Source organism: Nocardia sp. CA-135398, assembly GCF_050955845.1.
GTDB lineage: Bacteria > Actinomycetota > Actinomycetes > Mycobacteriales > Mycobacteriaceae > Nocardia.
On record NZ_CP192084.1, the window covers coordinates 5,887,465 to 5,900,160 of the forward strand.

The following is a 12,696-nucleotide window of genomic DNA, read 5'->3' on the forward strand; positions in this document are numbered from 1 at the left end:
CGCCAATTGTGACGCACTCTTGGAGCCGTCGTGACTGGGTGACATCACGCGCGTATACCCCTATCCTCCAACATATCTCGTGACGTACCCCGGTTCTGTGAGTGACTCCGAACCTGCTGCCAGCTCTATGCTGGGCTCGTCTCCGCACTCCGCGACGGAGTCCGACGATGATGGCGGACTGATCTTGGACCCGGCGGTGCGGAGTCGACGAGGTGGTTACACATAACGCGGGGAGATATCTGTTGCGCACGTTGAGATCGCCGGGCTGGGAGTCGGACGAGTACGGGCCCGCGGTCGAGTCGGCCCTGGCGCAGTTCCTCGCCGAGAAGCAACGTGCTGCGGTGACACCTCAGGTGGGGATGTTCGTGGGCTGGCTGCGGGAGTTCCTCGCTGGCGGGAAGTACCTGCGGCCGTTGGTGTGCTGCTACGGGTGGCTCGCAGCCGACGGGGGTGGGAGGTTGTCCGACCAGGTGGTGGGGGTGGCTGCGTCACTGGAGCTGTTTCACGCCTTCGCCCTGATCCATGACGACGTGATGGACGGCAGCGATCTTCGTCGAGGTCGTCCTGCCGCGCATCGCCGTATCGCCGCCTGTCATTCCGGTCACCGCGATGCCGAACGGCTCGGGGTGAATACCGCGATCCTGCTGGGAGATCTGGCGCTGGGATGGTCATTCGAGTTGGTGCACGCCGCCGGTCTGAACACTTCTCAGGCCGCGGTGGTATGGCCGTTGTTGGACGCCATGCGCGTGGCGACGATGAGCGGGCAGTATCTGGATCTGGCCGCTGCGGGCGACGCCGACCTCGACGCGGCCTTGGCCATTGCCCGATACAAGACCGCCGCGTACACCGTCGACTATCCGCTGCGGGTGGGCGCCGCCCTGGCCGGGGCCGGGCCGCAGCTGCTGTCCGCATGCTCGACCTACGGGACCGCGCTGGGTGAAGCGTTCCAACTGCACGACGACCTCCTTGGCGTGTTCGGCGACCCCGAGCACACCGGCAAACCGGCCATCGACGACCTACGCACCGGCAAACACACCGCCCTGCTCGCGGTGGCCTTGCACAACGCCGACCCCGACCAGCGCCGCGTCCTCGATCAGCTCGTCGGCGACCCGGACCTCGACGAGCCCGGCGCCGACCGGGTCCGGTCCATCCTCACCGCCACCGGCGCTCGCGCCACAGTCGAGGACATGATCGCCGACCGCCACCACCGTGCCCTCACCGCACTCGCCCCCGACCTGTTTGCACCCGCCGCCGCCGACCGGTTACGTCAGCTGGCCGCCGCAGCAGTCGACAAGGCTCGAGCCGAGGATTCACGGTCGAAACCCGCAGCGACGCAGGCGGTCCCGGAGCCATGAACGGCTCGGTGCCCATGCTCCAATCCTTGCGCTCACACTCCCGAACACCATAGACAGGCATCGTTGATGGAAATCCCGCCCGCCCTCTTGTCGTTCTACTGCCCGCTCACACCGGAACTCAGCCCGGAGCACGACGCGGTCGCTCAGGAAATGTACGACTGGATATTCGCCATGAACCTCACCGACGACGAGAACCAGGCGCAGATGCTGGCCCAGGCCGGTGCGGGATTCAACTCCTATTTCACCCCCCACGCGCGGGGAGAGCTGGCCAGGGCCCTGTCCAAATACAACGTGTGCGCCTGGCTGGCCAACGAGATGGTGCAACAGATCAGGGACCCAGCACAATTCGGGGCGATGGCGGCACGGTGGGCCAGAATCATGGAGGAACCTCGCACCTGCCCGCCCGACGGCCTCCCCATGGACTTGGCCCTGGCCGAAGCCTTCTCCCACATCCGCAGTCTGCTCACCCCCGCCAAATGGCAGCATTTCTCCTCGGCCCAATCGCACTGGATGCACGGACTCGCCTGGGAAAACTGCCTGCACGCAGTGAAGGACCTCACTGTCCACGACTACCTGTCCTTCCGGTACGTCATGTCCGGCTGCTACGCCGCAGCGGCGTTCGCTTACGCGGTCCCCGAACAGAATCCGAGCCTCGAGGAGTGGGCGCACCCCAAGGTCCGGGCCGCGGCGGACGCGGCCATGATGGTCGACGCCCTCGACAACGATCGATACTCGTACCTGAAGGAATCGATCGTCGAGACCGACAAGAAGACCATATTCGCGGCGCTGCGACACGACGATCCCGGCCTGAGCCCCGAAGACGCGATCATCCGCGGCGTACGACTGCGCGACCGGATTCTCACCCTCTATCTGACACTACGCAGCGAACTCCTACCCGACGCCAGTGAAGGTCTCGCCGCCTACCTGACCGGGCTGGACCTGATCATCGCGGGAAACCTCGTGTTCTGCGCCGATATGGGGCTGCGCTACGGCCTGCCCGAGGGATCGGTGCGCATGGATGCCGCACCCCTCGACGACACCGTCGCAGCACCCGGCATCGCAGCCATCGACGGCTGGTGGGAACAGATCGGAGTCTGACTCCTCAAGGCAACACCCCAGGCATCCACATATCGAGTACCGAAGGGAGAAAGCAGAATTGGGCGGCAGACTCCCCAAGCCCGTAGGAACCTTCGGCACACCGACGAAGCCGAAGAAGCAGAAGAACGGACGCTGGCGCACCACGGTGTACTTCTACGGCGCTGCCGGTCGGGTACAGCTCGAACGCGTCGGGGAAAGTGCCGACGAAGCGCGCAATCGCCTGGCCGAGGCGATGCGAGATCATCGGGAACAGATCGGCTACGGGCGGATCACCCGAACGACCAAGCTGATCGACCTGGCCGCGGAACTACTGCTCGAGTTGAGCAACGACGACGCCTACACCGAGGGCAACATCGAGGACTATCGACGCGAGGTGTATGTATCCAGGGATCGCCGCGCCAATCGGGCGACGATCAAGATCGAGAACTCGGTTGGGAACCTGCAGGTGTGGCAGGCCACGTCCGGCGAGATCGACCGGCACCTCAAACGGCTGATCGCGCTCGGGCTGCGCCGGAAGGCCAAGCAGCACAAGATCATTCTGCGGGCCATGATGCAGATCGCCGTCCGTCACGGCGCACTGGAAACAAACCCCGTGGACGGGGTCGGCGCCTTCGTGCGCCGTCGGAACCCGGCCCGAGGCAAGGTACAAGACCACACCGCGCTGCCGCAGTTCCGAGCCCAGGTACGGGCGTGGGCCCGCGGTGAGGCCATCCCCGGCACACCCGGCTATACGCGCGGACCGGCGCGGGACTGGACGGTGGTCTGGGTGGTGGATGTGATCACCGGGACCGGGATGCGCCCGCACGAGGTGTTCGCGCTCCTGGACGATATCGACCTCGACGCCAGCGACCCCTATCTCGATGTCACCGGCACCCTGGTGGAAGTCAAGGGCGCCGGCGCCGGCGGCTGGGTGCGCAAACCCGCACCGAAATCCGAGAACGGCTGGCGGCGAATCCTGTTGCCCGAACACACCGTCGAAGCGGTCCGCGAGGCGATCAAGGACCTCGAGGTCACCGCCCGCCCCAACCCGGACCGGCTGCTGTTCCCCGCCCGCAACGGGTCGGTGCGCAACCCCAACAACTTCGGCCGCATCTGGCGCGCCGCCCGCGGCAGCGAATTCGCCTGGGTGACCCCGCGCACCTTCCGCAAAGGCGTCGCCACCGCGGTCGACAACGCCTGCGACAATCCCGAGCGGGCCGCCCGGCAGCTCGGCAACACCACCGCGGTGGCCAAGACCCACTACATCGACGTGCCCGAGACCGTGCCCGACAACAGAGCCGTACTCGAGGCCTGGGCACGCGGACGCGAGCCGAAAGTATGAGATTTTGCTGGCTCGGTTCGAATGCCACGGCGTGTCGTGGAACGAGAAAACCCCTTCCGACCGAGGTCAGAAGGGGTTTCATCCGTCGGGCTGACAGGATTTGAACCTGCGACCACCTGACACAGGTTCTAGTCCGCCCAGTCGGTCTCAATGGATCCTATCCTGCCTGATCAGAATGGGTTTCGCTGAAATCCGCGAGCTGAACAGCACCCATAGGATCCGGACATTTCCCATCGAAAGTGTGAGATTTTGGTGGGATGGGTCGAATCGGGGAACCTGGGTTGGCTTTCTTCCGCCGAGCACGAATCGGTGCCATCCTTCGACTCGATTCTGATGCCCCGCCGGAATCACCGTGTCAGATACACCGGCGCACGTGTGAAGGTCTGGTCGCCGACCTGTTCGGCGTGTCGTAAAGCGGACGCGCCGACAGACTCCGCCGTCAGCTATCTCTTGGCAATTGCGATCGGCCGCCACCGCATGGGAGGGACCACCCGCCAGATTGAGCGCTGAATCGAAGCGGCTGAAAGAACTAACCAGCAAGCAACATGCTGCCGCGAAGGCGATCAGGTCGAGTCGCTTGAGACGATCGTCACGGACTCGCAGAATATAATGCTCGGAATCCGCGGGGGTACCGAAGAATGTCACGCCGGTGTCGCTGGCGACTGGCACCAGACCCCATACTTCTTTGTAGAACTCTATCGCCCGTTCATAATTCGGTACGGCGATCCCAACATGTCGCAAATGTGCAATAGGACTGAAACCGGTAGCCATCGGTTAACTCCTCACCCTCCGCCGTATCCCTCGAAACTCAGCTCGACGACCTGGGTGTGTCGCGTCGACTCGAGGTGAGCACCGGATTCGGGCTGGCCCCCGACATTTCCTCACCTTCGATAGGGAGACAGAACGACAGCCGGTTCCGTACACATTGCCCGACGCCGCGCTGACGGCGGTCGAACCTGGCCGGAACAGCGTCGATTCAGCTGAACCCACGCGACTACGCGGTCTTGTTCTCGACCCAGCCGATGGTGTTGTCGAGCACAGCCTCCCAGCCGGGTTCGCCGACGGTGAAGTGCGATCGGCCCGGATATTCGGTGATTTCCACCGTGCCAGTCTTGTAGCGGCGGTAGTTCTCCCGCACGACCGAGGCCGGAACGGTGCGGTCCGAGCCTCCGGCCACGAACAGCAGCGGCGCGCGGTCCGGCTTGCGGTAGTCGACCTTCGTCACCGCGCCGGGGGTGAAGTTGGCCAGCGCCGCCTGGAACAGCGCCCGGGCCGGGGCCGGGACATGGAAGGTTCGCCACGCCTCGAGCGCCGCGTCCTCCTCGAGCGCGTTGGCGAACCCATAGTGGAATTGCTTGGCTGTCAGGCCGATTCCCTTGTGCAGATTGAACGGGTTGCCCACCACAGCGCGGCGGTGCGCAGCTGCACCGGCGGCAGCCCCCACACGCCCTTGGTTTGTGCGGGGTGCATGGCGACGCCGGCGGCGCCGATACCGCGATCCAGCAGAAGCTGGGTCACCAGGCCGCCCACGGAGTGGCCGATGATCACCGGGTCGGTGCCGAGCGAGGCGATGAACTCGGCGTGATGGTCGGTGATCTCCTCGACACCCAGCGAGCCGATCGTGTTCGCCGGGTTCCGGTTCTCCAACTCCGAAATCGGGCATCACGCGGTCACGTTGAAACCGGAGCTGGCGGTCCGGATCTGCGGTAATGGGCTGACGTTGCCGTTGTTCGCCTACACCAAACGCCACGTCGGGGACTCGACATCGGCGGTGTCGGCGGCTGGTCGCAGGACACCTACCGCAAATGGTTGGCGGTGATCACCGCGGAAACCCGCGACAAGGTCGCCGAGTGGCTGTCCCCGGAGTTTCTGGCCGCTCGTGTCACCGAGTTGGAGCGTCACGCCGCTACTCCGGTCGCGCAGGCTGGCAGCGCCCCGGGCATTGATGGGCGAGGTCACCGTGATCGCTACTTGACGGAGAGGTCAGCGTTCATCCCCGAACAGCGTCGACCCATTCCTCGAGTACATCCAGATCCACCGCACGGGGCACATCGTTTTCGGTGATCGCGACACCGGCAGCCCGCCGAGGCGCGATGAGCGGAATCCGCTCGACCCTCGCCAGCCCCTGGCCCGGATCGCATCCCAATGCCAACGCCTGGTGGAACCGAGCGATATTCGCCAGCGAGGTCAGCGGCACGGACGTGCTCGCGCCCACCGGATCCAGCACCACGATCGCATCCGCGCCCGCAGCGAGGAAGGCCTTGGCCACGTCGATCAAAGTCGCGGCACCGCCGAGGAATGCCTCCGCATCCGGCAGGCACGCCACCAGCGCCACCCGATCCCCCAGCGAAGCCCGCAACCGATCGGTCGCTTCGACGGCCACCCGCAGATGCTCCGACGACGCCAGATCCAGCGGGCCACCGGTCAGGAACTCCGGCAGCGTGACCGGGATTCCGTCGGGGCGCAACGCATCCACTAGATCGCGCATCCCGTTCGCGAGCTGGGTGGGATCGAACGCGAAGTCCTCCCAATCGCGTTCGTTGATCCGCGCGGCGAACTGCGCCGCCAGCGGCACCGCGAAACCTTGACCGTCGCCGCGCCCCTGTGACAATGCCTTCAGCCGCATCCGCGGCAGCGTGGCCATCGACATTTCCTACCTCGATCCTGTTGCTACGGAGGCTATTTCGCCAAGCATTCACCATCGACGACCAGCGTCTGGCCGGTCATGTAGTCCGAAGCCGAAGTGGCCAGGAACAGCGCGGGGCCACGAATTTCGGCGGCCTTCGCAACGCGCCGCATCGGCGTGAACGCCGTGACGGCGGCGACGAAATCGGGATCGTCATAGGCGCCACCCGCCAGCCGAGTGCGATAGAACCCGGGGCACAACGCGTTCGCCTGAATGCCATCGGCCGCGTACTGCAAGCCCAGCTCTCGCGTCAGGTTGACCACAGCGCCCTTCGACGCGTTGTAGGCGGGAATCGGGAAGACACTGGACGACCCGGACAGGCCCGACATCGAAGCGATATTGATGATCTTGCCGCTGCCAGCTTGGACCATATGGCCGAGCACCGCCTTCGAACAGTTGAAAACACCGTTCAGATCCACATCGAGAACCCGACGCCAATTGTCGACGTCGTACTCGTGCAGGCGCGCCGGGACCGGGTCCGCGATACCCGCGTTGTTGATCAGCACATCAACCTTTCCGAAGACCGAGATCGTCTGCGCTACAGCGGATTCCACCTGCTCTATGCTGGTGGTATCGCATTCGACGGCAAGCGCCTTGCGCCCGAGCTTCTCGACGCTCTCCGCTGTCTGCTCGGCGCCTTCGAGATTGATGTCGGCACGGACGACATCCGCGCCCGCATCAGCGGCAGATTCGGCGAACTCGACGCCGAGTCCGGCACCGGCACCGGCACCGGCACCGGTGACGAAAACGACTTTGCCACTCAGATCAAAGACTTCATTGATGGCCACAGTGCTTCCTTCTTCTCTGCCTCAGGCCGTTACGAATCCGCCATCGACGGAATGGGCTGTCCCGGTCAGGTATGAGGCCTTCTCGCTCAACAGGTAAACGACGAAATCCGCGACCTCCTCGGCATCACCATGGCGACCGAGCGGCACGAAATTCGCAAACGTCGTGTCGGTTCCAGCGAAGGCGCGTGCCTCGAGGTCGTCGATCATGCGCCCGGCGATGGGACCTGGACAGACAGCATTGATACGGATGTTGTTGGGAGCCTGCTCGAGTGCGGCGGATTTCGTCAGCCCGATCACCGCGTGCTTGCTGGCGACGTAGGGGGCGATACCAGCAGCGCCGACCAGCCCGAGCGCCGAGGACATATTGACGACCGCGCCACCTGAAGACATCAGCGGCAGAACATATTTCAAGCCGAGGAACGCTCCGCGTACGTTGGCCGCGATCACTCGGTCGAATTCCGAGGTGTCGTAGTCCGGGATCGGTGCGACCGATCCTTCGATGCCCGCGTTGTTGGCGAACATATCGACGCGACCCCACGCTTGGGCGGCGGCCCTGGCATAGCCTTGAACGTCCTGTTCGACAGTGACATCCGCGCCATACCCGATCACCCCGTCCATGCCGTCGAACCGGCCGAGCGCATCTCTGTCACGATCCACGGCCAAAACCCGCACCCGACGGTAGTAAGGACGGAAACTATTGCCGCGCCGATCTGACCGGCGGCACCGGTAACGATCGCTGTCTTCGTCGACATACTAATCCTTCGAGCGGGTGGAGTTGAGAGCCGTGCGAGGCGCTGTGATGGATAAGGGTGGGTCCGCGCCTCGCACGGGCGTGTGGGGCGACCGGCTACGGGCGCATCAGGGGCTCGAGCACAGCGCCGTCCGGCCAGGAACCGAAGCGGTTCAGGATCGCTTCGTCCGGCTTGCGCTGCGACCAGTCCGCCACGAACTCGTCGTAGGGCTTGCCGCGGCCGAGCCGCTGCCCGAGGAGTTCGGCGCGCCGGTTCGCGGTCGCGGCGGCGTCGAGCTGGCCGTGCTGGTCGAGCACGACACCATAGATGTCATGGGCGAATTGCTCGGAGACCAGGTTCTTGGTCACGTCGCGTTCCACCGCCTCCGGATCACGGTCCAGCGGATCGCCGTATCCCGTTCCGCCGGTGGAGAATCCGATGATGACGGTCTCGCCGTTCATGACCGGGTGGATGGCGCTGCCGTAGGTGCCCGCGACGGGATGACCGCCGAACGAGCCGTCGAGCAGAGCCTCGAGGGTGAGTTCGCCCGACTCCAGTGAGGCCATCGCCTCGGTGACGTTGACGTCGGCGAGCACGATCCCCGGCACGGTCGGCTGTGAGTAGCCGCCGAACAACGGTTGCGGCGTCTGCACCCGGGAGTTGTCCGCGATCGCCATGGCGAACACCATCGGAGCGTGATGCGCGACCCACAGCTGGGCGGTGCCGACGCCGCCGCGGTACTTGCCCGCGCCGCCGGAATCACGCCAGTGCGAGGAGAGCGGAATCAGCATGGGGAACTCGTTTTCCATGCTTTCCACGTCGGGGGCGCGGCCGAAGGCACACCAGGGGAAGCCGTATGCGTCCATGCCGTCCTGGGTCGCTCGCGCGCCTTGCCCCTCGGTATTGATCGGGTAGGCGATCATGTCCGCAAAGTTGGCGCCCCACTGGCTGACGCCGGCCAGCACGGAGGCGTTGCCGCCGTTGCCCTGGCTGGCAGCCACCTGCTCCCAGTCGTCGGAGGCGTAGCGGGACCGACTGACACAGTTGGCGATGGCGCTCATCGCACCGGTGGCCGCCATGACCGCGTTCGACGTGGCCGCGCGGGCATCCGGCGACAGCATCGAATTGGCCGGGAACACGAAGCTCAGCGGTGCGAATGTCGCCGAGCTGATCGGCAGGTCGTGGAAGACGTACTCGTAGATGTAATTCGCCAGATGCCCGATCACCGCCTGCGGGTGCGCGTTGTAGCTCGACGGGTTCTCCGGGCTGGTGCCGGTGAAGTCGACGGTGATCGTGTCGGCCTTCTTGGTGAAGGTCATTGCGCAGTTGCGCATCAGACCCGCCTCCAGGCCCGCCGCGTCGCTGAAGGTGACACAGCGGTAGGTGCCGTCCGCCCACCCGGCGATGCGGGTCCGCGCACCGGACTCGGCTTCGTCGAGCATGCGGCGGAACAGGCCGGTCATGAAGTCCTTGCCCACCCGCTCGAACATCTCGAGCAGGCGCACGCGGACCCGGTCGGCGGTGGTCGCCCTGGCACGCATGTCGACGGTGACATTCGCCTCGGCGCGAATACCGAAGGCGGCGAACATCTCCAGGATGTCGTCGTTGATCCGGAAGTTCTGGCCTACCCGCATCGGCGGCAGGTTCATGCCCTCGTCGAACCGCGAGGTGGCCGAGAGCGGCATGCCGCCAGGCTCGATCGCACCGGTCTCGGTGGTGTGCGACAGCGCCGCCGTCCAGGCCACCAGCTCACCCTCGAAGAACACCGGCATGATCGCGACCTGGTCCGGGTTGTGGATGCCGCCGTAGAGGGCGTCATTGGTGTACCAGATATCGCCGTCGTTGATGCCGGGGTTCTCCGCGTGCCGCGACAGGATGTATTTTATGACGATCGGTGGGATCACCGCGTGCAAATACGTTCCGGCGGAGGCGTTCACGAGGTCGCCGTGGGCGTTGAACATGGCCACGATCGAGTCGCCCGCGACGCCCATGGACGAGCGGGACGAGCGCATGAAGATCTCGTATCCCTCGTCGAGGACATCCGCGGTGCGCTGGACCGCGATCTCGTAGCTGCCGGGTGGCAGCGTGGCAGCGCACTGCCTTTCGTGGTCGGTAGCCGGCGTCACCTTGAGCGCCGCCAGTTTCTCCTCGAGCGACGGGTAACTCATTGCGTCAGCTCCATTTCCCTAGTGCCTTCGATAGGTGGGTCGGCACGGTGGAACCCGGCGTCCTCGAGGAGGCCGAGCCCGTGCTCGTCGATGCGCAGCTGGTCCCCCGGCGGGACCACGACGGTCGAGAACTCCATCTCGACGATGCCCGGACCGTCGACGACATTGCCGGGCAGCAGGCCGTCGAACGAGTAGACGGTGGTGTCCACGGACTTGCCGAGTTGCGGCCAGTACGCGGAACGACTACCGGTGACCGCCGCCGACGGGTCCTCGCCGACCAGTGGATAGACCGGCAGATCCATCTTCTCGGTGATCACGGTGGCCTTGAGCACGATGCCGTCGATGAAGACGCCGCCGGGCTTGTTGACCACGAACGGGGAGAACGACTCGGCGAACTCCTTCTCGAAGGCGTCGTAGACCACTTGCGCGTCCTGCTCGCTGTCGATCGTGATCAGCGGCGAGGCAACACGTTTCACCTGAACCAGACCGCCGTAGAGCATGTCCAGTTCGACGGTGAACACCGTCTCACGCTGGTCCAGCCCCTCCGCCTCGAGATCCTTGAGGGCCTTGTCCCGCAAGGCGTTCACCTTGGCGTTGAAGGCGTCGCGGTCGAGCACGATCTGCTGGGTGACCGGCTGCATGAAGGGCATGCGGCCGCTCTCCTCATAGACGTGCATGATGTCCATGACCGAGCTGCCGAGCGCGGAGAAGACCGGCGCCTGCGGGAAGATGACTGCCTGCGGCACCTCGGCTCGGAAGCCGGCCACATGGGTCGGGCCGCCGCCGCCGAAGGCGAACAGCGCGAAGTCTTCTGGGTGATAGCCGCGCAGATGCACCTCGCGTTTGATCGCCGAGGCCATGTTCTCCTCGACTACGCGACGGATGAGTGCGGCCGCTTCCTCCACTGAAACACCGAGGGGCTCGGCGATTTTCGTGCGAACCGCCTCGACGGCCTTCTCCTTGCTCAGCGGCATCTTGCCGCCGAAATACCCGTCCGGGGCGATGTAGCCGAGCACGACATCGGCATCGGTGACCGTCGGTTCGGTGCCGCCCAGGTCGTAACAGACCGGTCCCGGATATGAACCCGCACTGCGCGGGCCGACCTCGAGGCGTCCGCCGAGCAGCTCATTGATCGATGCGATGGATCCGCCGCCCGCGCCCATGGTGGTGGTCTGCAGCATCGAGATGCCCACCATCCACCGGTCGATGATCGGCCGGAATTCATACGAGCGGACAGAAGCGTCGACGACCATACCGGTGTCGAAACTGGTGCCACCCACATCCGCGGCGATCACATTCGGATAGCCCAGTGCCTTGCCGATGTGGAAACAGCCCATCAAACCCGACACCGGTCCGCCGTTGAAGGTGCGGCTGGCGGTGGTCTTGAAGATCTCCGCGCTGCCGCCGGTGTTGTGGGTCAGCAGGAACGTGCCCCGGTACCCGTGATTGCGCAGCTGGTCCCACGTCGTTTCCAGCTCGAACTTGATGCTCGTCTGCAGGTAGGCGTCGAGCACCGCGGTCATGGTGCGCTCGTATTCGCCGACCTTGCCAACGACTTCATGGGAGAGCACGACCGGCAGGTAGCCGACGTGGTAGCCCTTGTACTCCTCGCGAATGATCTTGCGGACCAATCGCTCGTGTGCCGGGTTCTGAAAAGACCACAGCAACGACACCGCGATCGCGCGAGCGCCATTGTCGACGAGCTGGCGCAGTTTGGCCCGCACATCGTCCTCGTCCAAGGGCCGCAACACTTTTCCGGTCGAGTCGATGCGCTCGCGTACGCCCGCGATCATGTCACGATCGATCAGAGGTTTCGGCTTGTGCTGCACCGCAAGATTGCGACGCTCGCTGACCCGCGTGCCGTCGGTCCACTGTGCGCCGCGTCCGATCAGGATCGCGTCCTCATGTCCTTCGGTGGTGAGCAATCCGAGCCGGGGACCCTTGCGCTCGATCAGGCGGTTCATCGCGACCGTGGTCGAGTACCGCACGATCTCGATCTGCGGCAGCACATCGTCCAGGGCCATTTCCAACTGCCCCGCACCAGCGTTGAGCACGTTGAGGAAACCCACGGACAGGTCGTACGGGGTCGTCGGCGATTTCGCGACCACTCGCTTCTCGTCCCAGGTCAGAACGAGGTCGGTGAACGTGCCGCCCACGTCGATGTCGATGGCTTTCACCGCGCAACCTCCAGCTTGCCTTCGTCGTTGATGCGCGACCGGCCCGCTGCCAGCCGCTCTTTGATCGAGTCGATATCCAATTCGGTGTCGCGGGTCAGCGGATGTCCCTGCGGCAGGTACTCGGACTCCACCTGGCGCCCGCACTTCGGGCAGTAGAACTCGACGATCCGAATCCAGTCGCCGTTCGGGGCGAAGGTGAATTCGCCGTCGAGCCGCTTCGGATGGATTTCGGCGGGGTCGCGTTCGGCTACCAGCAGTCCGCGCTTGTAGTCCTCGCGTGCGCTGCCGAGATCTGTGCCGCAGCTGTGGCACTGCCAGCGTTCGGCGTCGAGATCGACGTCGACGTATTCGGCGAAACGGAGCAACGTCATG

12 protein-coding genes are annotated in these 12,696 nt (G+C 65.0%); 3 read left to right on the plus strand and 9 right to left on the minus strand.

Features of this window, described 5'->3' with window-relative positions; genetic code table 11:
- The first annotated feature begins 242 nt into the window (after positions 1–242).
- From ACQP1T_RS25850 to ACQP1T_RS25860, 3 genes are all read left to right on the plus strand, one after another.
- Positions 243–1,355, plus strand: a complete 1,113-nt coding sequence (locus tag ACQP1T_RS25850) for a polyprenyl synthetase family protein (RefSeq protein ID WP_433755674.1) — start codon at positions 243–245, stop codon at positions 1,353–1,355.
- 66 nt (positions 1,356–1,421) lie between these two features.
- A complete protein-coding gene (locus ACQP1T_RS25855) occupies positions 1,422–2,453 on the plus strand; it encodes a terpene synthase family protein (protein ID WP_433755675.1) in 1,032 nt (343 codons plus the stop codon).
- Between the two features lie 58 nt (positions 2,454–2,511).
- Complete coding sequence (locus ACQP1T_RS25860) at positions 2,512–3,774, plus strand: site-specific integrase (protein WP_433755676.1); 1,263 nt, start codon at positions 2,512–2,514, stop codon at positions 3,772–3,774.
- A gap of 147 nt (positions 3,775–3,921) precedes the next feature.
- On the opposite strand, the gene ACQP1T_RS25865 is transcribed toward ACQP1T_RS25860, so the two are convergent.
- The 9 genes from ACQP1T_RS25865 to ACQP1T_RS25905 all read right to left on the minus strand — a co-directional run bounded on the left by ACQP1T_RS25865 (position 3,922) and on the right by ACQP1T_RS25905 (position 12,695).
- Positions 3,922–4,545 carry a hypothetical protein gene (locus tag ACQP1T_RS25865; protein WP_433755677.1) on the minus strand — a complete coding sequence of 208 codons (624 nt, stop codon included), beginning with the start codon at positions 4,543–4,545 and terminating at the stop codon, positions 3,922–3,924.
- Positions 4,546–4,768: 223 nt separating this feature from the next.
- A complete protein-coding gene (locus tag ACQP1T_RS25870) occupies positions 4,769–5,179 on the minus strand; it encodes an alpha/beta hydrolase (protein ID WP_433755678.1) in 411 nt (136 codons plus the stop codon).
- On the minus strand, positions 5,137–5,421 hold the full coding sequence (locus ACQP1T_RS25875; protein ID WP_433755679.1) for an alpha/beta fold hydrolase: 285 nt from the start codon (positions 5,419–5,421) through the stop codon (positions 5,137–5,139). The genes ACQP1T_RS25870 and ACQP1T_RS25875 overlap by 43 nt, the downstream gene beginning before the upstream one ends.
- 343 nt (positions 5,422–5,764) lie before the next feature.
- Positions 5,765–6,418, minus strand: coding sequence for a hypothetical protein (locus tag ACQP1T_RS25880; protein WP_433755680.1), 654 nt, complete (start codon positions 6,416–6,418; stop codon positions 5,765–5,767).
- A 35-nt stretch (positions 6,419–6,453) separates the two neighbouring features.
- On the minus strand, positions 6,454–7,248 hold the full coding sequence (locus ACQP1T_RS25885) for an SDR family NAD(P)-dependent oxidoreductase (protein WP_433755681.1): 795 nt from the start codon (positions 7,246–7,248) through the stop codon (positions 6,454–6,456).
- Between the two features lie 21 nt (positions 7,249–7,269).
- A complete protein-coding gene (locus tag ACQP1T_RS25890; protein ID WP_433755682.1) occupies positions 7,270–7,905 on the minus strand; it encodes an SDR family NAD(P)-dependent oxidoreductase in 636 nt (211 codons plus the stop codon).
- A gap of 190 nt (positions 7,906–8,095) precedes the next feature.
- On the minus strand, positions 8,096–10,147 hold the full coding sequence (locus ACQP1T_RS25895) for a hydantoinase B/oxoprolinase family protein (protein WP_433755683.1): 2,052 nt from the start codon (positions 10,145–10,147) through the stop codon (positions 8,096–8,098).
- Entirely contained in the window at positions 10,144–12,324 is a 2,181-nt protein-coding gene (locus ACQP1T_RS25900; RefSeq protein ID WP_433755684.1) for a hydantoinase/oxoprolinase family protein, read from the minus strand. Before ACQP1T_RS25900 ends, ACQP1T_RS25895 begins: the two co-directional genes overlap by 4 nt.
- Positions 12,321–12,695, minus strand: a complete 375-nt coding sequence (locus ACQP1T_RS25905) for an acetone carboxylase subunit gamma (protein WP_433755685.1) — start codon at positions 12,693–12,695, stop codon at positions 12,321–12,323. Before ACQP1T_RS25905 ends, ACQP1T_RS25900 begins: the two co-directional genes overlap by 4 nt.
- Position 12,696 lies beyond the last annotated feature (1 nt).